20 protein-coding genes and 1 other annotated feature are annotated in these 25,280 nt (G+C 40.4%); of the genes, 6 read left to right on the top strand and 14 right to left on the bottom strand.

What is annotated here, in order from left to right; genetic code table 11:
* Positions 1 to 37: 37 nt before the first annotated feature.
* Entirely contained in the window at positions 38 to 910 is an 873-nt protein-coding gene (locus tag EFB00_RS02705; RefSeq protein WP_122645396.1) for a helix-turn-helix domain-containing protein, read from the top strand.
* Positions 911 to 1,176: 266 nt separating this feature from the next.
* Here the strand turns inward: EFB00_RS02705 and xylB are convergent, their stop codons facing one another.
* The 6 genes from xylB to xylA are packed head-to-tail and all read right to left on the bottom strand — an operon-like array spanning position 1,177 to position 8,752.
* Complete coding sequence (xylB, locus tag EFB00_RS02710; protein WP_122645397.1) at positions 1,177 to 2,670, bottom strand: xylulokinase; 1,494 nt, start codon at positions 2,668 to 2,670, stop codon at positions 1,177 to 1,179.
* 15 nt (positions 2,671 to 2,685) lie between these two features.
* The gene (locus EFB00_RS02715) at positions 2,686 to 3,519 is read right to left on the bottom strand and encodes a carbohydrate ABC transporter permease (RefSeq protein ID WP_122645398.1); all 834 of its coding nucleotides are present in this window, start codon (positions 3,517 to 3,519) and stop codon (positions 2,686 to 2,688) included.
* Positions 3,519 to 4,433, bottom strand: a complete 915-nt coding sequence (locus EFB00_RS02720) for a carbohydrate ABC transporter permease (protein WP_122645399.1) — start codon at positions 4,431 to 4,433, stop codon at positions 3,519 to 3,521. The genes EFB00_RS02715 and EFB00_RS02720 overlap by 1 nt, the downstream gene beginning before the upstream one ends.
* A 60-nt stretch (positions 4,434 to 4,493) precedes the next feature.
* Positions 4,494 to 5,807, bottom strand: a complete 1,314-nt coding sequence (locus EFB00_RS02725; RefSeq protein WP_122645400.1) for an ABC transporter substrate-binding protein — start codon at positions 5,805 to 5,807, stop codon at positions 4,494 to 4,496.
* A 15-nt stretch (positions 5,808 to 5,822) separates the two neighbouring features.
* Positions 5,823 to 7,430 carry a glycoside hydrolase family 43 protein gene (locus tag EFB00_RS02730; RefSeq protein WP_122645401.1) on the bottom strand — a complete coding sequence of 536 codons (1,608 nt, stop codon included), beginning with the start codon at positions 7,428 to 7,430 and terminating at the stop codon, positions 5,823 to 5,825.
* Between the two features lie 14 nt (positions 7,431 to 7,444).
* Positions 7,445 to 8,752: a xylose isomerase gene (gene xylA / locus EFB00_RS02735; protein ID WP_122645402.1), complete on the bottom strand. Its 1,308-nt coding sequence runs from the start codon at positions 8,750 to 8,752 to the stop codon at positions 7,445 to 7,447.
* Between the two features lie 267 nt (positions 8,753 to 9,019).
* Here xylA and EFB00_RS02740 point away from each other — a divergent pair, with 267 nt between their 5' ends.
* Positions 9,020 to 10,171, top strand: a complete 1,152-nt coding sequence (locus tag EFB00_RS02740; protein ID WP_122645403.1) for an ROK family transcriptional regulator — start codon at positions 9,020 to 9,022, stop codon at positions 10,169 to 10,171.
* Between the two features lie 84 nt (positions 10,172 to 10,255).
* Here the strand turns inward: EFB00_RS02740 and EFB00_RS02745 are convergent, their stop codons facing one another.
* The 5 genes from EFB00_RS02745 to EFB00_RS02765 form a co-directional block, all read right to left on the bottom strand.
* Positions 10,256 to 11,461, bottom strand: coding sequence for a M20 family metallopeptidase (locus EFB00_RS02745; protein ID WP_122645404.1), 1,206 nt, complete (start codon positions 11,459 to 11,461; stop codon positions 10,256 to 10,258).
* A gap of 12 nt (positions 11,462 to 11,473) precedes the next feature.
* On the bottom strand, positions 11,474 to 12,310 hold the full coding sequence (locus tag EFB00_RS02750) for a MetQ/NlpA family ABC transporter substrate-binding protein (RefSeq protein ID WP_122645405.1): 837 nt from the start codon (positions 12,308 to 12,310) through the stop codon (positions 11,474 to 11,476).
* Between the two features lie 14 nt (positions 12,311 to 12,324).
* A complete protein-coding gene (locus EFB00_RS02755) occupies positions 12,325 to 13,005 on the bottom strand; it encodes a methionine ABC transporter permease (RefSeq protein ID WP_122645406.1) in 681 nt (226 codons plus the stop codon).
* A 1-nt stretch (position 13,006) separates the two neighbouring features.
* Positions 13,007 to 14,077 (bottom strand): methionine ABC transporter ATP-binding protein, encoded by a 1,071-nt coding sequence (locus tag EFB00_RS02760; RefSeq protein WP_122647026.1) that lies wholly within the window; start codon positions 14,075 to 14,077, stop codon positions 13,007 to 13,009.
* 377 nt (positions 14,078 to 14,454) lie between these two features.
* Positions 14,455 to 14,687 (bottom strand) — a binding site (T-box leader).
* A 93-nt stretch (positions 14,688 to 14,780) separates the two neighbouring features.
* Positions 14,781 to 16,796 carry a beta-galactosidase gene (locus EFB00_RS02765; RefSeq protein ID WP_122645407.1) on the bottom strand — a complete coding sequence of 672 codons (2,016 nt, stop codon included), beginning with the start codon at positions 16,794 to 16,796 and terminating at the stop codon, positions 14,781 to 14,783.
* Positions 16,797 to 16,943: 147 nt separating this feature from the next.
* On the opposite strand from EFB00_RS02765, the gene EFB00_RS02770 reads away from it, so the two are divergent.
* Entirely contained in the window at positions 16,944 to 17,750 is an 807-nt protein-coding gene (locus EFB00_RS02770; protein WP_122645408.1) for a helix-turn-helix domain-containing protein, read from the top strand.
* 105 nt (positions 17,751 to 17,855) lie between these two features.
* Here EFB00_RS02770 and EFB00_RS02775 read toward each other — a convergent pair whose 3' ends face one another.
* A complete protein-coding gene (locus EFB00_RS02775; protein ID WP_122645409.1) occupies positions 17,856 to 18,776 on the bottom strand; it encodes a LysR family transcriptional regulator in 921 nt (306 codons plus the stop codon).
* 135 nt (positions 18,777 to 18,911) lie between these two features.
* Between EFB00_RS02775 and metE the strand changes: the two genes are divergently transcribed.
* The 3 genes from metE to EFB00_RS02790 all read left to right on the top strand — a co-directional run bounded on the left by metE (position 18,912) and on the right by EFB00_RS02790 (position 23,014).
* Positions 18,912 to 21,161 carry a 5-methyltetrahydropteroyltriglutamate--homocysteine S-methyltransferase gene (gene metE / locus EFB00_RS02780; protein WP_122645410.1) on the top strand — a complete coding sequence of 750 codons (2,250 nt, stop codon included), beginning with the start codon at positions 18,912 to 18,914 and terminating at the stop codon, positions 21,159 to 21,161.
* A 1-nt stretch (position 21,162) separates the two neighbouring features.
* Entirely contained in the window at positions 21,163 to 22,035 is an 873-nt protein-coding gene (gene metF, locus EFB00_RS02785) for a methylenetetrahydrofolate reductase [NAD(P)H] (protein ID WP_122645411.1), read from the top strand.
* 346 nt (positions 22,036 to 22,381) lie between these two features.
* The gene (locus EFB00_RS02790) at positions 22,382 to 23,014 is read left to right on the top strand and encodes an XRE family transcriptional regulator (protein ID WP_241153391.1); all 633 of its coding nucleotides are present in this window, start codon (positions 22,382 to 22,384) and stop codon (positions 23,012 to 23,014) included.
* A 139-nt stretch (positions 23,015 to 23,153) separates the two neighbouring features.
* Here the strand turns inward: EFB00_RS02790 and EFB00_RS02795 are convergent, their stop codons facing one another.
* Entirely contained in the window at positions 23,154 to 23,681 is a 528-nt protein-coding gene (locus EFB00_RS02795) for a helix-turn-helix domain-containing protein (RefSeq protein WP_122645412.1), read from the bottom strand.
* Between the two features lie 239 nt (positions 23,682 to 23,920).
* On the bottom strand, positions 23,921 to 25,258 hold the full coding sequence (locus tag EFB00_RS02800) for an MFS transporter (protein ID WP_241153392.1): 1,338 nt from the start codon (positions 25,256 to 25,258) through the stop codon (positions 23,921 to 23,923).
* Positions 25,259 to 25,280: the final 22 nt, after the last annotated feature.

Genomic DNA, 25,280 nt, shown 5'->3' on the forward strand with positions numbered 1-25,280 from the left:
CTAAAATAGAAGTATCACAAATAAATGAGGCGTTACGATGAATTTTCAAACATTACAATCAATCTATCCAGACAGTAAACTCAGCCATTTGCCATATGATGAAAAAAATTTTCTCGCGATACCTGTTAATGAAGGTGTTGCACTGATTGATCGCAACGGATTGAGTGATCGTGAAGAAAAACTTCTCATAACATTATTGCCAAATAAAAAAATCTCCCAATCAGTGATCGAACATCAATGGTATCGTATCCTCTTTAAAAACGAACCGATCAATACGTCGCCTTGCATACGAGTCATCCAGCTGCAATTAAAAACAAATCCCGGCTTTTTTAAAAAAGAATGGCAGCATGAGATCAAAGACATGTTTCCTGATCTTCTTGATTCTTTCTTTTTGGATGAGCAGCAGGCTTTTATTATCGAAGAAAAAAAAGACATCACTTACTCCGCGGAAGAAATCTTTGGATTGTTTCAAGCATTGGATAGTGACTTTGATGTATACTCGCAGATTTTTGTAGGGGCATTCCATATCGAACCTTCTCGATTTTATGAAAATTTCCAACAAGAACGCTTAATCTTCCAAAATCAGCTGGAAGTTGCCAACACTCAAAAAGAATTTTCTTTTACCCAATCAGTGATCGATTATCTTGTAGGAGATTCGATAAAGAATAATGTTTTATTGCGTTCGTTATATCAAGAATGGTTCGCTGACAATGAAATCGTCACGATTCTCCAAAGCTTGTGGCGCAATCAGGGAAATGTCAGCTCAACATCAAAAGAATTGTTCTTGCATCGCAACACGCTTTTATACCGCTTAGAAAAATTTCAGGAAGCCACAAAACTGGATGTCAAAAATATGGATGATCTGATGCTCTGCCATTTGCTGATCGATGTTTTTGGGAAGGGATTTTGAGAGCAATCGATTAGATTAAGATCTTTACTTATATACTATCAGCGGAAAAAGTGGTAAATCACCGTTTTCCGCTGTTTTTTTATACAAAAACAGAGATAGCCGATTTAATAGACCGGATTTACAAAAATCTGATCTATTAAACTGACTATCTCTAGTGTTTTCCATATTCTTTAGCTATCGGAAAAATTTTCTGTCTTTAAAGAACTGCTTCAAAAGTGTTTACTTTTTTTACAAAAGCACGATCCTAATGAATGTAAGACCAACTTTTAATATTCATTCAGTTGATGACAGATCTCTTTTGTAGCTGGATAGATTTCTCGATAGATAGCATAAAGTTTTTGATATTGCTCTACAGCTTCTTTGTTTGGATGTACAGCTGGAAGATATGACACGAAAGTTTCAGCGCACTCAGGCAGTGAAGCATACCAGCCAAGTCCTACCGCCGCTAACATGGCAGCTCCTAATCCTGGTCCTTGTTCTGCTTCCAAACACAAAATATCCGCATCAAAAATATCTGCTTGGATCTGCAGCCAAGCAGCATTTTTAGCGCCGCCGCCTACAGAAACGACTTTTTTGAAAGACTTGCCTGCTACCTGCTCCATCAATACTTGAGAATCTTTCAGGGAGAAAGTGATTCCTTCTAATACCGCCCGCGCAAAATGAGACAATGTATGGGTCGTATCCATACCAATGAAGCTTCCACGGATTTTACTGTCCACATGGGGTGTCCGTTCACCTACGATATATGGAGAGAACAGTAATCCGTTTGCTCCGGCAGGAATAGTAGGAATCTCCGCTAATAATTCGTCAAAAGATTGCTGGGGTGCAAAAGTTTCCTTGAACCAATTCAAACTATGCCCCGCCGCTAATGTAACCCCCATTGAGTAGAAACGGTCTTTTACAACGTGATTGAACAGATGCAGTTTGCCTTGATAATCTTGTTCTGCACTATTTTCTAACGATAAAAAGACACCTGATGTCCCGATGCTTGCCATCGCTGTTTTGTCATCCAAAATACCGGCTCCGGCCGCCGCACACGCATTATCAGCGCCACCAGCAAATAATTGGACCTCTTTTTCAAATCCGAATTGTGCCGTAAGCTCCTGACGAAGTGTACCAATCATTCCTGTAGAATCGATCAATTCAGGCAAATAAGCTTTTGGGATAGCAAAACGATCTAAAATTGAGTCCGACCACTCTTTCTTTTCTTCATCCAATAAAAGTGTCCCGGCTGCATCTGAATAATCCATATGCATTGTACCGGATAACCAGAAACCCAGATAATCTTTCGGCAGCATCATGTGCCGGACTTGTTGCCAGACTGCCGGTTCATTTTCTTGAATCCACAAAATTTTGGGTAAAGTGAATCCCTCTAATGCTCGGTTTTTTGTAATAGACAGCAATGTTTCGCCAAATGTCGCCATGATTTCTTGGCATTGCTTTGTTGTACGAACATCATTCCATAAAATTGCCGGGCGCAACACTTGCTCGTTTTCATCTAAAACAACTAAGCTATGCATCTGCCCAGAAAAACTGATTCCTTCTAATTCTTTAGTAAAATCAGCTACTTTTGTTGTCAATTGTTGAACTACATCTACAAAAGCATCTAGCCATTCCTGTGGATCCTGTTCGCTGTATCCAGTCTGTGGGTGCAGCAAAGGATAATCCTTAGATGCAGACGCCACGACTTGCCCTTCACGATCTACCACTAGTCCCTTTAATGAACTAGTACCAAGATCGACTCCTAAAACATATGACATTGTGCTCCTCCTTCATTATTCCTTGATTCCACCCGCAGTTACTCCTCCTACAATATACTTAGATAAGAATAAATAGATTAAGAGCAGCGGTATAATACTTAAGGATACTCCTAGATACATACTACCAAATTCTGTGCGATATACATCCGTTCTTAGTAATTGAATCAACATTGGCAGTGTAAATTTCCTAGAATCATTGATCAGAATCAACGGCATCAGGAAGTTATTCCATGAAGTGACAAACGAAAAAATTGCCATGGTAGCCAATCCAGGTTTCATTAATGGCAACATAATATTGTGAAAAATTTTTATCTCACCTGCTCCATCAAGCCTTGCTGAATCTGCTAAATCTGGATGATAAATAGTCTCCAAATACTGTTTTAAGAAAAAAACAGATGTAGGAGCAGCAATAGATGGAAGAATCAATGGAATAAAACTATTTAGCAAGCCAAGTCTACTCATAAATTGATAAAAACCAATCATGCTGATTTGCTGAGGAATCATTAACAGACCTAATATGATCGCAAAAAGAACTTTTCTTCCTTTGAATTGGTATGCAATAACTCCATATGCTGCTAATGCTGAAAAATACACATTTAGTATTGTTGAGCCGGCAGAAATAATGAAACTATTTCTAAAACCTCCAAATACATCAAATCCTTTATTCATTAAAACTTCCCAATTATATTTCAAGTTTTCGCCAGGTAACAAAGATAATCCTTGTTGAATTTGTTCTGCAGAACGAGTAGAGTTAACAAGAACTACCCAAAAAGGTAAGATACTCAATATAGTCAGGAAAATAAGAAAGACGTAAATAAGTATTCGTTTTGCTTTATATGAGTTATCCATTATTTACCCCTCACTTTGCTGTTTTCTTTGAAAAATCGAAATAGTAGTGTACTCAAAACAATCGATAGTAGTAATAAAATAACCGAGGCAGTTGCTGCCACATTGAAGTTTCTACTACCCGTAAATGCTTGCTTGTAGATAAACATTGTAATCGTCGTTACACTATTTCCAGGATTTCCATTCGTTAATAGGAATGGAATATCAAACATTTGTAATCCACCAATCAGCGAGGTAACTAATGTATAAAGCAAGATTGGTTTCAGCAAAGGGAGTGTTATTTGTCGGAATATTTGATTATCACTTGCTCCATCTACCATTGCTGACTCAAATAATGAATTATCAATACTCAAAATTCCTGAAACTAATACGATTGTTGTTTGACCATACCACATCCAAAATTGAATAAATGATACTATTAAACGTGTTCCAGTAACACTTCTAAAAAAGTCAAATGGTGCATCAAGTACACCCAACTCTGTTAACACTAAATTCATTGGACCCATTGGAAAACTAAAAAGGGCATAGAATAAAACAGCAACAGAAGCAGCAGTAATAATATTGGGTAAATAAAATACTACTTTGAAAAAACCTGTATTCTTGAGTCTCAATTTAATATTCGTAAACCACGCAGCTAAAAGTAAAGCAAGACCTATCTGTGGAATAAAATTGACTATCCATAAAATAAAAGTATTCCTAATGGATTTTAAAAACATCGCATTTTGAAAAATATTTGTATAATTGTCAATGCCTATAAAATTAGCAACTGGATTCCAACCTTTTAAATCCGTGAAACTCAAAAATATTGTATAAATGATTGGATACAATTGAAAAATTAGAAATGCGATAAAAAAAGGCGCCAAAAATAGATAACCGTAGCGATTATACTTTTCAAACTTACCTTTATTTTTTTTCACAAAATTCCCCCCTCATTTAAAAGAAATGGGCTGACATACGTCAACCCTTTTCTTACTTTATTAATCAACTTGAAGATCAGGATACGCATTTTGAACTGCATCTTTGAAACTTTGGATAGCCTGTTCCTGATCCATTTCACCTTTAGAATAAGGAGTCAGACAATTATCAATAAATAAACGTTCGATTGTTTGATCATATTCAGTTAATATTTTGGCATTAATATCTGCAACCATTTCAGAAAACTCGTTGTAGTGATTTTGTCCACCTAAAAATTCTTCACTATAATTGTCTTTGATTTCATCAACAACTTTTTCATTAGAAACAAAGTCACCAGTATCCTCAGCCCATTTTTTCAAAAATTCAGCATCTGTTGTTATATAGCTAATTAAATCTGCAGCTTCTTCTTTCATAGTTGAAGTTTCTGTCGCACCTACCCATGTTCCTCCCCAGAACCATGATGAAGGTCCTTGAATCATGCGCCAGTCTCCTTCTGTTGTCTTTGAATTATCCGCAGAAGTGGCATTTGGTTTCAACCAATAATGAAGTCCCCATGTTGGCAAGCTGTATCCAAAGATAGAATCACCATTCATACCTGCAAACCACGCTTCAGATTGACCTTCTGTGTCCTGCGTTAGTTTTTCACTGACAAATTTCTTAGATATATCCAGTAGTTCATATAACTTATCATCAATAACAAGTTTTTCATCTTCTACCCAACCATGGTCCCGATGTCCAAAAAACGGTTTTGCCAAATCTTGAACACTGGAAATCATATAAACATCCCCATTGCTTTTTTCTTTCACTTCTTTGGCAACTTCATAAAATTTGTTGTAGTCAGATAACGCTTCTTGTACTTTATCAACATCTTCTAAACCTAAAAGATCTTTTGCCATTGATTCTCTGTAATAGAAACCACCTGGGGCTCCTTGCCAAGCTAAAGCATGTAATACTCCATCCTTATCTGTTCCAACATCTTTTACATATTGATAAGTATCTTTAGATGCTTCATCTAAGCCAAGTTCACCAATATCAGCCATTAATCCAGATTCTACATATTTTTTCACAAAAGCAGATTCAAGAGCGATTACATCAGGTGCATCTTTTGTTCCTAATACAGGATCCAATTTGGTTTCAAATTGATCTGAAGGAATTTCAACGACTTTGATCTCATAATCCAAATCTTCATGAGCAGGTTTATAATAATCATTGATCATTTTTGACAATTCATCTGTAAATGTCCAGACGACTAATTCTTTTTTACCGCTTCCTCCCGCAGATCCACTATTGCTTTCACCAGATCCGCACGCAGTTAAAGCCAATAAACTTGTAGCAAGAATCCCAAGACTAACGCCCCATTTTTTCCAGTTTTTCATGAAAAAATCCTCCCTCTACTTCTCTTCATATTCGAAGAAATCAAAATCAGCAAATAATCTAGAACCTGTAGTGTCAATTGCAAACATTCCAACAAAAGCCCCAGTAAAGAATCCTTCTTGTGTTTCTACCACATAATCATCTGACAATTTCAAACTATCAAAAAGATATTCTATTAACGTCCACTGCTCACCATCAAATGAATAAGCATATTGATAATGATTATGGTTTACAATCGTTTTAAAAAAGACAGCGCTAACATTATCGGGTATAACAACCTCATTACCTAGTAAAGGCATAGTTATTCGGCCGTTATCACTATCCATAACATCAATTATCTTACCTTTTTCTTCATTGAAAGTAATATGAATAGAAGACCAATTCTTCGTATTATAATAATTAGTCATTCCTGCCAATTGTAAAAACGATGAAGGCGAAAATTCTACTTTCGTTATCGCTTCAAATGTGAAGTGCTGCCACCTTCTAGCTACTAGAGATTTATAAAATAAAGAGTTGAAGGATTCTCTACCATATAATCTTAAGTACCCCTTACGCGCTGACAAACTTCCAATTTCTTCAGTAAAAGGAATTCGTAATGTTTGAAAGTTCAAAGGTAACTTTTCTTGGTCAAAGTCTATTTTAGTTGGTTCGTTCTCCCAAGGTACTTCATCAATAGCTGGTGATTCCACTTCTTTCTTTGGAAAATTGCCGCCTTCGATATAAGGCCAATCATTTTCCCAATACATTTTCTGAATAGCAGTCTCGCGACCTAATGGACAATATCCACGATTTTCTAACAAAGGTGTTTCTGGTCTTTTGAGAGGTCGACCAGTCAAATGAACAAAATACCATTCATCTGTATGAGTGTGTACGATAGAACCATGACCTGCTTTTTGCAACTCTATTTCTGGATGTGACCAAGAACTTATTAATGGATTATCTGGATGAACTTCATATACTCCATTAATTGTTTTTGAACGAGCAATTGTTGATGCATGTTCATATTTTGTTCCACCTTCAGCAGTCAATAAATAGTAATAACCATTTAATTTATAAAGGTGTGGTGCTTCTGTCAGCTTTCTATCTGTTCCCTTAAAAATAATCTCAGATTTACCAATAAGTTTTTTCTGCTCATGATCATATTCTTGTAAAGCAATACCATAAAAACTATGATGATATGGTCGGTAGTCCCAGACCATATTCACAAAGTATTTTTTCCCATTATCATCATGAAATAAAGATGGATCAAACCCTGAGCTATTCATGAAGACTGGATCAGACCATTCACCATCAATTGTTTCACAAGTAATTAAATAGTTATAAACATCTTTCCAATTATTCCCCTGTACCTCTTTGACATCTGAATAAATCAGCCAAAATTTCCCGTCATGATAACTTAAGGCGGGAGCCCAGACTCCTCCAGAGTCTGGATTTCCCAGCATATTCAATTGACTTATCCGATTGACAGGCGTGCTGACTAACTTCCAATTTTTTAAATCTTTAGAGTGATAGATCATTACCCCTGGAAACCACTCAAAAGTTGATGTTGCAATATAATAATCTTCACCAACTCTACAAATACTAGGATCTGGGTTAAACCCGGTTAAAATTGGATTGGTAATCATTGAATACTCCTCTCTTAAACCAAATAATCATTCAATCGTGATTTCACATATTCCAAATGGTTGGATTCATTTGTGATATCATCGTGTTCCAATGCGTATTCTGTCAAAGTCTCAAGATTTTCTTCGTCTGCAACGATTTTTGCTCCGATTCCTTCTTTGTAGCTGGCATAGCGTTTTTCTTTGATATCATCGAAGAATCGATCTTCTTTCAACGCTGCAGCTGTCTTCAATCCTCTTGCGAAGGTGTCCATCCCTGCGATATGTGCTAAGAATAAATCTTCCATTTCAAATGAGGAACGACGAACTTTGGAGTCGAAGTTGATTCCGCCAGGTGCGATCCCGCCGTTTTCCAAGATTTCATACATTGCTAATGTTGTATCATAGATATTTGTTGGAAACTCATCCGTATCCCATCCTAACAAGGTATCTCCTTGGTTGGCATCGATGGATCCTAATGCATCGTAACAACGTGCGACATTCAATTCATGTTCAAAAGTATGTCCAGCCAATGTTGCGTGGTTGGCTTCCAAGTTCAGTTTGAAGTCACCTTCTAAACCATATTTTTGAATAAATGCCATGGTTGTTGCTGCATCAAAATCATATTGATGTTTTGAAGGTTCTTTTGGTTTTGGTTCAAGCAAGAATTGTGGTTTGTGACCGATTTTTTCTCCATAAACGATCGCCATTTTGAATAGACGAGCGATATTGTCCTGTTCAAATTTCATATCGGTATTCAATAATGACTCGTAACCTTCACGGCCGCCCCAGAAGACATAATTTTCACCGCCAAGTTTTTTGCTGATGTCGAGTCCTTTTTTAACTTGTGCCGCCGCGTAAGCAAAAACATCTGCGTTATTAGATGAAGCTGCGCCATGTACAAAACGCGGATGTGAAAACATATTTGCTGTATTCCATAGTAATTTGATACCAGTTTCATCCATTTTTTCTTTGATCAAATCAGTGATCTCATCCAGATTTTGGAAGAATTCTTCTAAAGAGTCTCCTTCAGGTGCTACGTCTACATCATGGAAGCAGAAATATTCTACGCCTAATTTTGTCAAGATTTCGAAAAATGCATCCACGCGATTTTTCGCTGTTTCCATTGGAGTTTCACCAAACCATGTCCGTTGGTTGACTGGACTACCGAATGGATCTGAACCATCTTGAGTCATTGTATGCCAGTATGCTACTGCAAAACGCAGATGTTCTTTCATTGTTTTGCCCATCACGACTTCATCAGGATTATAGTGACGAAAAGCAAATGGATTGTCTGTCTTGGCTCCTTCATATTGGATTGTGTCTACATTTGGAAAATAACTCATGTTTGTTTCCTCCCTATTTTTGTTGATAAGACATGATTCTTTTACAGAAGAATCATTATCCATTCTATTTTCTTGCATAAAGTTTGTTAGTACGGTAAACTAACTTACACATAGACTATACGAAACTTAATTATCATTGTCAAGCGCTTTCAAAAGATTTATTCAAATATTTTCATATATTTTTGCTTTCGTTTACACTATAGATAATTGGACTCCATAACTGTGATTACCCAAGTCTATTGTTATATTTCCTATTGGAGGTTTTATATGATTTCAACTAAATACACTATACGCGAACAAAACGAAACAAATATTCTTAATACAGTCATTACCGAAAAAGAAATTTCAAGAGCTGAGATAGCCCAATATACCGGACTGAACAAAGCTTCAGTTTCGGCTATCACAAAAAAATTATTAGAAGATGAATTGATTTTTGAAACACGAGTCGGTGATGCGTCAAATACCGGTGGACGCAAACCGATTTTATTGACCTTCAACCGGAAATCTTCTTTGGTGATCGCTTTTGATCTGGGTTACAACTATATCGAAGCTTTGTTGGCTTTTATTGATGGTACGGTTGTAGAAACGGTTTCCAAACGACGTATCCAAGTCCAAGCCTCAACTATCTTGTCAGAGATGGAACAGATCATTGATCGTTTCATGGAGGTACAACCTGTTACACCTCACGGAATCGTAGGCTTGACTGCTGGAATTCACGGAATCGTCGATCATGAATCGATTCTCTTTACCCCTTATTACGATTTAGATAAAAGTGATTTTTTAGAAGGTCTGCAGCAAAAATACGACTTCCCTGTTTTTATCCATAATGAAGCAAATTTAGCGGCATTAGGCGAATATACCTTTACTTCTCGTTATCAAAGTCTTGTCAGTGTCAGCATCCACAGCGGGATCGGGGCAGGCATTGTCGAAAGCGGAAGATTACAGATCGGCAAGCATGGTCGGGCGGGAGAAATCGGTCATTCGATCCTGTACCCTTCCGGAAGAGCTTGTCCATGCGGTAACCATGGCTGCTTAGAACAGTATGCCTCCAATCGTGTCACATACGAAGAATTTAGAGCTTTGAAAGGACTGGATTATGTCAATTCGGAAATCTTGTTACAGTATGTAGAAAAAAACGACAAGGACGCCCTTGCGGCAATCAAAAAAAATGCTGAACTCCTCAGTATCGGGATCAACAATATCATCATGATGTATGATCCTGATGTGGTTGTGATCAACAGTTCTCTTTACCGGCGTATCCCGCAAATGGTGGATCTCGTCAATGAGCAATTAAAGAGTCGCTTTTCAAAACAAGTTGTCATCCGTAATACTTTCTTGGAAGACAAAGCGACACTTTACGGCGCTTTCGCTGTTTCCGCTCAAAATTTTTTAAATATCCAAAAATTAAAATTAAACTAAAAAAATTATGACAAAAAAAGCACGTGTATCTCCAAACGATAACAGTTGAGAGATACGCGTGCTTTGTTGTTTATGCAGCCTATTTTAATTTCCTTTTGCCAAACTTTCTTTATGCTGCTCTTTTATAGCATCAAGCAGTGCTTCGTCCCGCAACAAATCTAATGCAGTATCAGCTAAAAGTTCAGCGGCGATAGCAATAGAGGCCAATCCTTTTTTACTGCGGGCTGCGGCTTTGAATTCTTCGGAATGTCCGGCAATATACTCGTCAGAAATAGAAACTGTCGGTTGGATCGTAGGAATCACTTGGCTGACATTCCCAACATCAGAAGAACCTAAGCTAGCCCGTTCTGTTGTGTCGATCTCATCTGTCGGTACACCCGCTTCTGCCGCATGATTGAAAAATACTTCATCGAAAAGCGGTGTGACGATCACATCATCGACGGCGTTTTGGAATAGGCCGAATTCATAGGAGGTTCCTGTAGCCAGTGCGGCACCTTTTACGATATTTTCGACTTTCTTGTAGACCTCATCTAACGTCGCCCGATTTGCTGCCCGCAGATAAAAACGTCCAGCCGCGTATTCCGGTACGACATTCGCCGCTACACCGCCATCTGTGATGATTCCGTGGATATTGACATCTTTTGGCAGATGCAAACGCAACCCGTTGATGCCATTGAACACTTGAATCAATGCTTCCAGTGCATTGATCCCTTTTTCCGGTGCCGCAGCAGCATGAGATGCTTTGCCATAGAATTTGATGTCTACTGGATCATTCGCCAATGATTTTGTTGTTTTGCTGTAACGATGTGCAGGATGGACACATAGCGCCGCATCGACGCCTGTGAAAAAACCTTCGCGGACAAAGCTGCCTTTTGCCGAGCCGTTCTCGCCGCCTTCTTCTCCCGGTGTACCGTAAACCCGGATCTCTCCGCCGACTTCATCAATAACCTGTTTCAACGCGCTGGCAGCCAATACCGAATAGGTTCCGAAAAGATTATGTCCGCACGCATGTCCGATTCCCGGCAATGCGTCAAATTCAGCTAAAAACGCTAAAGTTGGTCCAGATTTTTCAGAACGATAACGGGCGTCAAATCCGGTACGATGACCGGCAACGTCTTTCACAACGGAGAATCCTTCTTTTTCCAATTGCTGGATCAATGCGTCGGAAGAATAAAATTCGTAATTGCTGACCTCAGGATGATCATGGATATCTAATGCCAATGTTTGATATTCAGGCAAACGTTGTTGGATAAATTCCTTGATAGTTGTTTCAAGTGTTGTGGTCGTCATAAAAAGTTCCTCCTATTTTTTACCGAATGTTTCCCATGCTGGGATGCTTGAGCCTTTGGATGTTTCTTCGATCACTTTTTCGGTTTCTTTTGTTTGATAAGCATCGACGATTTTTTGATAGGTTTTGTTATCCGCGTCTTCTTTGCGAGCTACGATGATATTGACGTAAGGTCTTGCGTTATCATCGACTGGTTCTAAGAAAATCGCGTCTTTTGTTGGTGTAAAGCCGGCATCGACCGCTACCCCGCTGTTGATCACTGAAATGTCTACATCGGATAAAGCACGTGCAGTCTGTGACGCATCCAACTCAGAAATTTTCAAATCCAGTTTATTTTCTGTAATATCTGAGACAGTAGGTGTTTGTTTTTTCGCAGGATCAACCGTGATCAGACCAGCTGTTTGCAGCAGCAATAATGCCCGACCGCCATTTGTCACATCGTTAGGAATCGCTACTTTTGCGCCTTTTTTCAACTCATTGACATCTTTGACCTTTTCAGAATAGATACCTAAAGGCGCATTGACGGTATTCCCGATGGAAACAAGATCTGTACCATGTTCTTTGTTGTAATTATCTAAGAAAAATTGATGTTGGAAAGAATTCAAATCAATGGAGCCGTCCGCTAATGCGGCATTGGGCTGATTATAGTCGGTAAATTTCACATATTCCAAGTTGATCCCTTCGTTTTTCAAGCGATCTTTCACATCATCCCAGACATCGGTATCAGAACCGATCACACCTAATTTGACGGTGGTTTCTTTTGCTTCCGATGCTTTTCCTTGATTGCTGCACCCTGCTGCCAATGCTAGAAAAGCGATTGCTGCAACTGCGATTTTTAAATATTTTTTCATGTGATTTCCTCCAATTAATGACTGATTTTTTTGATAAGAAGATTGCTGATAAACTGACTGATAAATACCAGCAGCAAGATTAGTAATGTAGCGACGATCGTGACATCCGTTTGGAATCGATTGTAGCCTCTTGAAATGGCGAGATTACCAAGTCCTCCGGCACCGACTGCTCCCGCCATCGTTGTCAGGCCGATCACATTGATGATAGTCACCGCAGACACTCGGACGATGCCCGGCAGGCCTTCCACTAAATACACCCGGAAAATAATTCCTATCGGCGAAGTTCCCATCGCTTGTGCCGCTTCGATGACGCCTGGATCAACTTCCAGCAGCGCATTTTCGATTTGACGGGCAAAAAATGGAATCACACCGATGATCAGCGGAACCAACGCGGCCTTTTCCCCAATCGTCGTTCCTACGATGAAACGAGTCGTGATTGCCAACAGCGACAATAAAATGATAAACGGAATCGAACGGACGACATTGATCAATTTGTCGAGTAGTTCGTAAACGATCCGCTGTTGCAGAATACCTTTCGGCCGTGTCACAACTAAAACGACGCCTAACAAGATCCCTAACACACCTGCGATTAATGCTGTCCAAAAGGTCATATATAATGTTTGTTTGGTTGCTTCGATAAATTCATCAGGAATACTGATGACATTCGGGAAAAAACGTTCAAAAAATCCATTCATTTTAGTTGCCTCCTTCCGCTGAAACCAAAAGATGTTCTATGTTTTCAGGACGTTTTAAAATATTGGTATAAACACCTTGTGTGTTCAAATAATGAAGTGCCTGCTGTCTTTGTCGGCTTTCGCCGCTTAATGTGACGATCAGACTGCCGATCGGGATTTGTTGCAAGATTTCGATATTGCCGTATAAAATATTCGTCGTGACTTGATAGCGGCTATAAAGCTGTGCAATCAACGGTTCGCTGGTCTGGTCGCCTACATAAGACAGCTCTACCAACCATTCATTGCTCTTCAAGTCAGCAAATTTCGGATTAGTTAGGATCGTTTCCAATGCTTGATCGATATGAGTGGCGGTCCGGATAAATTCTTTCGTTAATTCATTGCGAGGCTGGCTGAAAATCTGAACGCTGCTGCCTTGTTCAATGATCTGTCCGCTTTCCATCACAGCGACTTTATTACAGATTTCTTTGACTACCTGCATCTCATGAGTAATCAGAACGATCGTCAATCCCAGCCGCTGATTGACCTCTTTTAAAAGGGCTAAGATTTGGAAAGTCGTTTTAGGATCCAACGCGCTGGTAGCTTCATCACACAGCAAGATCTCCGGGTCATTCGCTAAAGCCCGGGCGATCGCAACCCGCTGTTTTTGACCGCCGGATAATTGATTGGGATAGGCATCTTTTTTATCAGACAGTCCTACCAGCTCCAACAGCTCAGTGACTTTTTGATGACGTTCCTGTTTCGATTTTCCAGAATAGCGTAAGGGAAAATCAACGTTATCAAAAATCGTGCGGCTCTTCATAAGATTGAAATGCTGAAAGATCATACCGATCTTTTTCCGCTTGTCACGGAGCTGTTTGGCTGTAAGATTAGTAAAATCTGTGCCGTCGATCAGAACGTTGCCTTCTGTCGGCCGCTGCAAGAGATTGATCACTCGGACCAATGTGCTTTTTCCTGCTCCTGAGTATCCGACGATTCCATAGATATCGCCTCGTTCAATCGTGAGATCCACTTTTTTTACCGCTTGGATCTGTGACGGCTGAAAGGTGACAGTGATGTCTTTTAATTCAATCATTTTTTTCTCCTCCATTGTTTTTTTAGCGGCAACTTTTCGTTTTGAGATGCTTACGACTAACAAAAAAAGCATCCTCAAGCCAGCGACAGATTCACTGACTTGAGGACGCTTTTTTGCGTGTTACCACCTCATTTTAAGCTGTACTCGCATACAGCTCCTCTTCAAGTACGATCATACTCTAGCGCGATATCGGGCGCCCCCGTCACCGTCTTACAATATTCACTATTGCTCGGGATGATACACTCCATGACCATTTTCCAAAAATGCCCTTTTGCTTCTTCTCAGCTAACGAAGCTCTCTGTTGAAAAGTTTCTTTTTGTACTTATCATTTCGTTGTGCATAAATTATAAAAAAAGCCCTTTTACCGGACGAACCGATAAAAGGACGAATACTCGTGTTACCACCTTTTGTTTAGAAGATCTCTCTTCCCTCAGCCCAACATCTTTGCAGAGATTGGTGTTTCTTTTAACGGTGAAACGCTCCGAGCCTGCCTACCTATCGACATGCTGCCCTCCAAGGCCATTTTTCCACTTTTCTGACATGACGTTTTCCACCAGCCAACGTCTCTCTTTGATGCGTCCAAGCGTACTTTCCTTTTCTTCGGGACTATTTTCTTATTGCCGTTAATTTACAGGACTTTTCAGAAAATGTCAACTGCTTTATTTTATTTTTTTGAAAAATACCTGCTTTCCATGGAATTTTTTTATCCCTTTTTTGCTTCTGGTGTGATGATTTTAACGGCAAATGGCGCAAGTTCTACTGTACCCGTCAATGATTGATCCGTTAATAGATCTACTCCTTCGACTGGCAATGTCACCGCTATCGTCTCGTTAGTATGATTCAATAGAAAATGATAGGTTTGATCTTTTTTCACCCGCGTTTTCCATTCGACTCCTTCTGGTAATGAATAAGCGGGGATTGCCATATCATTCAGCACGATATCAAAAAATTCACGCATTCCTTCTCTTGAAAGCATTGTTCCAACATAATAAGCTTTTCCCTCGCCCCTTTGGTGAGTGGTGATGACCGGCGTATCTTGATAAAATTCTCCTTTGCCGTATGTTGCCAGAACATCAGCAGTATCAGGATGAATAATATCGCAAAGCATCCGGCAATCGCAAGTAGTTCCATTTTGGAAAACGACCTGATAACTTTTTTCAGGAGGCAACGCATCAAATTCTTCGACCCAGATTCCCAGTGTTTCCTTTAATGGACCAGGATACCCGCCTAGATGGACATTATCTGTCTCATCTACTAACCCGCTCATCATCGTTGTGACAAATTTTCCGCCTTTGGTAACGTAAGCGTCGATTTTTTGCACTTGTTCTTGATTGATCATATACAAGCAAGGTGCGATCACCAGATCATATTTCTCAAAGCTGCTGTTCAGAGAAATCATATCCACATCGATATTCCGCGCAAACAATTCCTGATAGTAATGATGGATTTGTTCCACGTATCGCAACTCGATAGTCGGACCGCTGGTGTATTCTAACGCCCAATAATTCGCCCAATCAAAAATGATTCCGACTTTGGCTGGTGTCATAGCGTCTAGTAACTTATCCCCCAACTTTTCTAATTCACGGCCGAGTTCCGCTGTTTCTCGGAAGACGCGAGTATGTTCGTGTCCTACGTGTTCGATCACCGCTCCATGAAATTTTTCGCAAGCCCCAACTGAACGTCTCAGTTGAAAGAACTGAACCGTATCGGCTCCATGAGCAACTGCTTGATAGCTCATATTTTTCATTTGTCCAGGGCGTTTCAATGAGTTATAGGGCTGCCAATTTTGCTGACTTGGTGTCTGTTCCATCAGCATAAAGGATTGGCCGTCTTTCAATCCCCGCATCAAATCATGGCACATCGCGGTCATACTGACAGGCGTATCATAACTTGGATAATTATCCCATGAAACGATATCCATCTCTTTTGCCCACTTGAAATAGTCCAACCCTTTATAGGTTCCCATCAAATTTGTTGTGATCGGTGTTTCGGGATCATAAAAACGAATCGCTCTTTTTTCATCCGTGAAATTTCGCAATAGCGAATCTGACATGAATCGGCGATAGTCGATAGAGATTCCTGCAAAGGCTGTTTTTTCTTGTCCGATGGCATCTCCTAACGCGTTCGGCACGACAACGTCTTCCCATGAAGAAAGCGTGTGTCCCCAAAAAGTCATATTCCACGCCCGATTCAATGCCTCGATAGTATGATACTTTTTCTTTAGCCATACTTGAAATTCTTTAGCACAATTTTCGCAGTAACATTCTCCCCCGTATTCATTGGAGATGTGCCAACAAACCACATTTTCTAGTCCGCCGTAGCGTTCTGCTAATTTTCCCGCTAATTTTTTACTGTATTTTCGAAACGTTGGACTGTTAGGACAGGCGTTGTGACGATGACCGAATTTATGGGGGCGACCTTCAAAATCCGTTCGATTAACGTCAGGGTAACGACGGCTCATCCAGGCAGGAAGTGCAGCAGTAGAAGTAGCTAGGACGATTTGATAGTTATGTTCGGTTAGCATGGTCACGATTTTATCTAATGTTGAAAAATCATAGGTCATTTCATCAGGCTGCAGCTGTGCCCATGAAAATACATTGATTGTTGCTGAATTGATCTTTGCTAAGTTGAGAATCCGCATATCCTCTACCCAAACTTCTTCCGGCCATTGTTCGGGATTGTAGTCGCCGCCGAACAACATATTTTTAAAAAAAGACATTCTTACTCCTCCTCGTAAGCGCTGTTCCATTTTTTGATGAAGCAGCGCATTTGTGATTTCGCTTTCATTTTATCATGGGAAAGTGTTAAAATAATCACAGGATTCTCTTCAATTCTATAAAAATATGAAACAAAAGCAGGTGTTTATATGCGCTATGTATTCAACCGAAAAGATCCCACACTTCCTCTCGTGATCGATAGTGTAGGGACACATTGGGAACAGGAGCCTATCAAAAGACCTCAAGGATATCCTTATATCCATTGGCTTCATACACAAGAAGGTGCCGGGAGTGTCACGATCAATGGAGAAACATTTATTTTAGAAAAAAATACAAGTATCTTAATCAATCGCGATATTCCCCACGAATATGTGCAGCTGTCGGAGCAGTGGATCACAGCCTACTTTACTTTTGGTGGAGCCCTTGCCGCAGAAATACTCGCGCTTTTAGGAATCGCTGATTATTTAGTACTCGACAAACCGTTGCCGGAACTGAATCAGTTTATTGAACATCTAGCAGCGGCAATCGATGCGGATGACCCCGCGGCTTCTTTGAAAACATCTGGAATGATCTATTCTTTTTTGATGCTGATCAAAGAAGTTACTGTCACTCACCCTCGTAAAAATCAACGCCGTTTATTAATCCAGCCCCTCATCCAGTACATGAATATAAATTATGCAAAACCGATTCGAAACGAAGAGCTGGCAAAACTGGTTGGTTACAGCCCTCAATATGTTTCCAAGATCTTTAAAGAATGTTATCAGCTCTCGCCTTATCAATATTTATTGGAGCTGCGACTGCGAAAAGCGAAAGAATTATTAGTCAATGAGCCTCTGCTTTCGATCCAAGAAGTGAGTGAACAAGTAGGCTTCAACGATGTCAGCTATTTCATTGCCGCATTTAAACATAGCGAACAGATGACACCGCGCAAGTTTCGGCAATTTTATTATGGTTAAACGTGGAGCACACATCATTTTACCGCATCAAGGAGATCATCTTGTACCGTATCAGTATCTAAGATCCAAACGTGGATTAACTTGATAGATGTATACCGCTCCTTATCAATCGATCGTAAACCCATAGCCGCGAATATGCTCCTTCAGCCGCTGCAAATAATCCTGAGCGATGGGGCTGAGTTCAACTTGACGCTGCTTTAACCAGCCGATAGTGATAGTATCCGCCACCTCTAAGGGAATCGCGACGATTTTATCATCGTTCAATTCGCTGCTGATGATCCCGGAGCTGATCGTATAGCCGTTCAGCCCTACCATCAGATTAAAAATCGTGGCGCGATCGCTGACCTTGATATTCATCTTGCGATCCAATGTGCTGAGAATCTCTTCAGCGAAATAAAAAGAATTCACATCTCCCTGTTCATAAGAAAGATAAGGATAGTCCGTCAAGTCTTCCAGTTTGACGGATCTTTTCTTGGTCAATGGATTTTCGCGGCTGACAAAGACGTGAGGCAATGCAGTGAATAATGGCGTAAATTCCAGATTTTTTTCTTTGAATAATTTTTGCATCACCTGCCGATTGAAATTGTTCAAATATAAGATCCCCAATTCGCTTTTGAAGCTGGTGACATCCTCCAAGATATTCTGTGTTTCTGTTTCTCTTAACGTAAATTGATATTCCGCGGCGTTGACATTGCGGATCAATTCCACAAAGGCGTGGACCACGAAGGCATAATGCTGGGCGGAGACTGAGAAAGCATGTTTCCGCGGTGTCTTTTGTTTGTATTTTTCTTCCATCAGGTTGACTTGATCCAGTATTTGTCGGGCATAAAGCATAAATTCCCGACCGTCATCCGTCAACGTCACTCCCATCTTATTCCGCAAAAGCAGTTGGATCCCCATCTCATTTTCCAGTTCCTTGATGGCATTGGACAGACTGGGCTGAGTCAAAAACAGTTCTTTCGCCGCTTCATTGATCGACCCATGAGCGACGATTTTTTCTAAATAAACTAATTGTTGAATACGCATTGGTGACCTCCATTGATTTTTTATAGTTTACTCCAAGTTATAGTTAAAAACTATAACCAATGATTGTTTTTTTCAGTTATCCAAAAAAAAGAAACCGTGATAGCTTATTGTCTAACAACAAAAGGAGGATTTTTTATGACAACAACGATCATTGGTTTCCCGCGGATCGGCGAATTCCGGGAATTGAAATTTCAAACTGAAAAATATTTTCGTGGAGAAATCACAGAAAACGAATTAGCCGCAGTCGGTGCAGACTTGCGCAAAAAACATTGGCAATTAGTCAAAGACAGCGGCATCGACCAGATTCCCAGCAATGATTTTTCCTTTTACGATACGACATTGGATACAGCCTTTTTATTGAATATCTTGCCGAAAGAGATCCAAACGATCGACCTGTCACCACTGGATAAATATTTTGCTTTGGCGCGAGGATATCAAGGAGAAAAAGGCGATATCAAAGCGCGGCCAATGAAAAAATGGTTCAATACCAACTATCACTACATCGTACCAAAGTTTGAAAAAGATGCTGATATCAAGGTTGTCGGAACAAAAATCTTTGACGAGTTCCAAGAAGCCAAAACACTAGGCATCCAAACACGTCCCGTTCTACTCGGTCCATTCACGCTACTGCAGATCAGTGAATTAGCTGAAGATACCGAACCGGCTGATTTTGCGGCTGAACTCGTAGCTGCTTATCAAGAAATTTTCGCGACATTGAATGAATTGGGGGCTGAATGGCTGCAGTTGGATGAACCAGCTTTGGTGAAGGATCTTTCTTCTCAAGATTGGGCATTGTTCCAACAGCTTTATCACCCATTGCTTCAACAAAAAAACGGACTGAAACTCTTGCTTCAAACTTATTTTGGCGATGTTCGTGACGTCTATACTGATTTGGTTCAACTGGATTTTGACGGAATCGGTCTGGATTTTGTGGAAGGTCCTAAGAATTATGAATTAGTAATCGGCGGTTTCCCTGCTGAGAAAACTCTGTTTGCCGGTATTGTCAACGGAAAAAACATTTGGCGCAATCATTATGAACAGACGTTGAAAGCTGTACAAAAACTTCCTGTGGAAAATCTCGTGCTTTCTACTTCTTGTTCCTTGCTCCATGTGCCTTTTACAACAGAAAATGAAACATTTGCGCCGGAGATTTTGAAACATTTCGCGTTCGCTAAAGAAAAATTGACGGAGCTGACTGAACTGAATGTTATCTTGAAAGAAGGACAGCAAACACCGTTGATCGAAAATCAACAACTTTTTGCTTCACCTCGGACAGAAGAAAACCAAGCATTAGCTGAAAAAATCGCGCATCTGGCTCCCCAAGATTTCACGAGAAAACCTGCATTCTCCGACCGGGAAAAATTACAACGGACGGTATTTGATCTGCCATTATTGCCAACAACGACGATCGGTTCCTTCCCACAAACACGAGAAGTCAAACAAACCCGCGCAAAATTCAAGCGTCAAGAGATCTCTGCCGAAGAATATGACCAATTTCTTGCCCAACAAATCAACGACTGGCTGCAATGGCAGGAAGAAATCGGGCTGGATGTATTGGTCCACGGCGAGTTTGAGCGAAACGACATGGTGGAATATTTCGGTCAAAATTTATCCGGCTATCTTTTCAGTCAAAACGGCTGGGTACAATCCTATGGGACTCGCGGTGTGAAACCGCCAATCATTTGGGGTGATGTTTCCCGCAAGAAACCGATCACGGTGAAATGGTCAACCTATGCACAGCAACAAACCGACAAGGTGGTAAAAGGTATGCTGACAGGGCCGGTAACGATCTTGAACTGGTCTTTTCCTCGGGAAGATATTTCTCTGAAAGAATCAGCTTTGCAATTGGCGTTGGCGATCCAAGAGGAAGTATTGGATCTGGAAGCTAACGGTATCCGCGTGATCCAGATCGACGAAGCCGCTTTACGAGAAAAACTGCCGCTGCGAAAAAGCGACTGGTACTCGGAATACTTGGATTGGGCGATCCCAGCCTTTCGTTTGGTCCACAGCCGCGTCCAACCGACGATTCAGATCCATACCCATATGTGTTATAGCGAATTTACCGATATCATCTCCGCTATCGATCAAATGGATGCCGATGTGATTTCATTTGAAGCTTCCCGCTCGAATCTTACGATCTTAGATGAGTTGAATGCTCAACGGTTCCAAACTGAAGTTGGTCCCGGCGTATACGATATCCATTCGCCGCGGGTTCCTTCAACAGAAGAGATTTTACAAACGATCCGTGCGATCTTGGCAAAAGTCCCCAAAGAAAAAGTTTGGATCAACCCAGACTGCGGATTAAAGACAAGAGGCATCCCAGAAACTCGCGATAGTCTGCAAAATCTGACAGCGGCGGCAAAAATCGTCCGGGAGGAGATTTGATATGGGCTCTCCTTCAAACGATGCAGTTCCTTCCCTCTCCTTTGAGATCTTTCCACCCAACACACAAGCCGGCGCGGAAAAAATCGTGGAGACCCTGGCGGAACTGCAGGGGCTATCCCCTTCTTTTATCAGTGTCACCTGCAGCAATCAGCCGCAATCGATTGAGACTACCACGATCAAATTAGCGGGATATATCACCAATCAATTGCAGATCCCTACCATCGCGCATCTTCCGGCGGCGTACTTGTCAAAACAACAGGTACACACGATTTTGGAGAAGCTGCAAGAACTTGGTGTGCAACGATTGCTGGCTTTGCGAGGAGATATTTTTCCAGACAATCCCCCCAAAACCGATTTTCATTACGCCAGCGAATTGATCACGTATATAAAAAAACAAGCGCCTCAATTTGAAATCAGCGGCGCCTGCTACCCCGAGATCCATCCTGACTCTTTGAATCGTGTGACGGATGTCAAAAATCTGAAGAAAAAAACCGATGCCGGATGCGACCGCTTGATCACACAGCTCTTTTTCGATAATGAAATCTTCTACCGTTTCCAAGAACATTGTGCATTGGCCGATATCGATGTACCAATCCTTGCGGGGATCATGCCTATCACTAATCGTAATCAAGCACTGCGGCTGATCAAAACCAGCGACGCCAAACTGCCTCGAAAATTTCTTGCGATCTTGGAAAAATACGAGCATAACCCCGTCGCATTACGAGATGCCGGACTTGCTTACGCCATCGACCAGATCATCGACCTCGTCACACAAGATGTCGCCGGCATCCACCTATACACCATGAACCACGCCTCAACCGCCCGCTCCATCTATCAAGCGACTCGTTCCTTGTTCGGGTTACAGGCGGTATAAAAAACGAACCCTCTTCCTTTTGATGGAGGAGGGTTTATTTTTGTTGAAAACGAGGTTGAGCTGAAACAGCTGGAGATTAGCAGAGATGTTGACTTGATTTAAATATTTCTAAGTCACGTTAAACATTGGATAAAATAAGAAAAATGGACTTTTCCCCCTATTCAACCACAAGTTGTTTGTAAAATTCCTCGTCTTTTTCTATTCTGAAAGCAGAAAGGATGGTTTCTATGCTGATTCAAGATATTTTAAAAACTTATCGCAACAAAAACGGACTTACTCAAGAAGAAGTAGCAAAAAACTGAACATCACCACCCAAGCTGTTTCGAAATGGGAAAATGGACAGTCTATGCCGTCGATCGATAACTTGATTATGCTTTCTGATTTTTATGATGTATCGATCGATGAGCTGATTCAAGGAAGCCCCTATTTCCGAAAACCATTTTTAGTAGGAAAAAAATTCACAGTAAAAAAAGGGCTCCTATTATTTGTAATCTGGGTATTTATCAGTTTGTTCCTCACCGGTTTCGGCGTTCAGCCCTTTGGTGTATTAGTGTTGGTTTTGTTAGTTGGTCTCTTGATGGTTTTTCCGACTGTTTTCACTGATTATTGGGTCATTCATAAAGACTATCTTGAGATTTGCCAGTACTCCCAAAATTCGCTGAAAAAGTGTTTGGAACTTCTCAAAAGGACCGGACGACACGAGCAGATTCCCTATTCAGCTATCAAAACCATTGAGATCGTCTATACAAAAAAAGAGCGTCTATCGCCTTTTGATTTCAATCCGGATTTTCTTTACTTGCGGATCATTCTTTCCCAAACAACGATCAAGCTTGATTTAGCTTCTTCACCTCGAGCTTATCTGCCGCAATTTTGTGGATTTTTGGTGCGAAACGGTGTAGAGGTGATTGACCAACAGGAGATCGTTTCATTACTGGTGGCGGATCAATATTTGTACGATGCGTTCCACGTGTCTGAATAGAAATGAGAAAAGCGGAGAGGTATATCAACCATGTTGACAGCAGATTCTCCTCTTGGTCTATTTTTTGTTTTTTTGGCATCGTTGTACGATTTTTTTTAAGTGTAGTGAACACTGATTGAGAACCTGTACTACATTACAGTTAAAAAAACTGTGGAATCACGAGAATTGCCGCTGCGGCAAAAAGAACCACCACTACGATCAACAAAACAGCATGGCTATGTTTCGGCTTGCTGTCCAATTCTTTTTCCAGCAGGATCCTCCTGCGTTCAAAATAATACAGCGGCACAAAATTCCCACACATACTGATTATCAAAATAATGGTCGCTTGCAAGGAAAGCTCTCCCCACCATTTTTGACTAACCAACAAAACGATTATACACAAATTGACTATCAGAGACGGCAGCGCCATTCTTTTCATTGTCTTTTGTTCCGCTTGGATCTTGATATCTTCCACTAATGACGAACCTTCTAACAATAACTGATCTAAAGATAATTCATATAAATGAGCTAAGCGGATCAGACTCTCGATATCAGGATAATTTTTCCCATTCTCCCAATTTGAGATAGACTTTTGCGAGACATAGATCCTCTCTGCAACCTGACCTTGCGTCAGCCCCATTTTCTTACGCCGTTCTTTTAATACTTCACTTATTTCTATTTCCGCCATCTCCGATCCTCGCTTTGCAGTGCTTTTTTCTACTCATAATGTACCTGTTTGATTGGTAAAAAGCTAGAGAAAAATGTTACTAAAGGCAGTGTAGCGGGGGTTTAATGATTTGTTTTTCTAAAAATTCCGCTAATCGCAGTCTTTTTTATGACCAAAAACCATATTTAAAAAAGGAACGCCGAAGCGCTCCTTGATTGTTTAATTTAAATCTGAAGATAAATTATATATTTAGTTTTACATCAACTATTCGTCAATTTAGGTTGTTTTTTCGCCACTTTAAACTTAAATCCACTCCGGAAAATGATGACTGTGGCTAAATACAAAACTAACGGGATAGCAAATGTCACTAACATGATGCCATTTGCCGCTTCTATTGATTGAGCCTGATTAGCGATATAACCTGTATAGCTTAGAATGAAGCCTGGAATAGCACCTCCGACTGCCATTGCGAATTTCATGATCAATGAAGTCAGCGAAGCAACCAACGCAGTAGCTTCTACACCTAATTGTTCTCGAATAATATCCACATTATCAGCAGAAATACTGTACTGAAGTGTATTCGTTAAACCTAATGAAAACTGAACGCCGCAATACAATACTACAAATGATAAAGTCGTTTCTCCAAATAGCAGAAATCCCGCCATACAAACACTGACCAAACAAAGACCCAGAATATACAACTGCTTCTTATTGATCCTTTGTGTCAAAATAGAAACTACAGCTCCAGCTATCAAGGCAGCAAACATGCCGAATAAACTGGCAATGCTCAACAGCCTAGTATTATTAACGATATAGCTCAAATAGTAAAGCAATGATCCGTTGAAAATGTTTGTCGCCGCTGTAATGAACAGCATGGATAAAAAGAGCGTGACCACCGGTTTGATTCTTAAAATCCGGACTGCTTCTTTCATGGTGTACTTTTCTTTTACGCTATGTTCGGTTACTTCTTCTTCACTTACACGTTCTTTCAACATTAAAGCTCCTATAATCGTGAAGAATAAAACAACGAGGACTGCACCGCTGATCAACAATATATACCCATTTAGAGGTGTCGAAAAAGCTGAGATAGCTAGAGGAGCCGCTACATTTAATAAAGTAGGTCCCACAGTATATGAGACCCCTTTGATAGAAGATAGTGTATTTCGCTCCTCCTCGTTTTTCGTCAAAACTGGGATCAGACTGTTTAAAGGAATATCCATCAAATCAAATGTGATACCTAAAAGGATGTAAGAAATACTGATTGCAACAATTTTTTGAGATTCAAACATAACCGGTGCAAACCAAACCAGTAAATAATTCAAGCAGCAAATAATCACACCTAAAATGAGAACCGGCTTATACTTGCCGATTTTTGTATGGGGAAAACGATCGATCAGAAAGCCTAAAAGGGGATCACTGATGCCATCCAATAATCGAGACGCTAAAAACAGTCCACCCACAACAGCTGGAGAGATCCCTACCACATCAGTGTAAAATATCAGTAAATAGGTGTTCAACAGTGTCATGATAGGGATATTCCCTAAATTTGTTAAAGTAAAGCCGATTTTCTCACTTATTTTTACTTGTTTTTTATCCACTTTCTTCATCCTCTCTATGGCG

This window comes from Enterococcus mediterraneensis (genome assembly GCF_900604485.1).
Classification (GTDB): Bacteria; Bacillota; Bacilli; order Lactobacillales; family Enterococcaceae; genus Enterococcus_C; species Enterococcus_C mediterraneensis.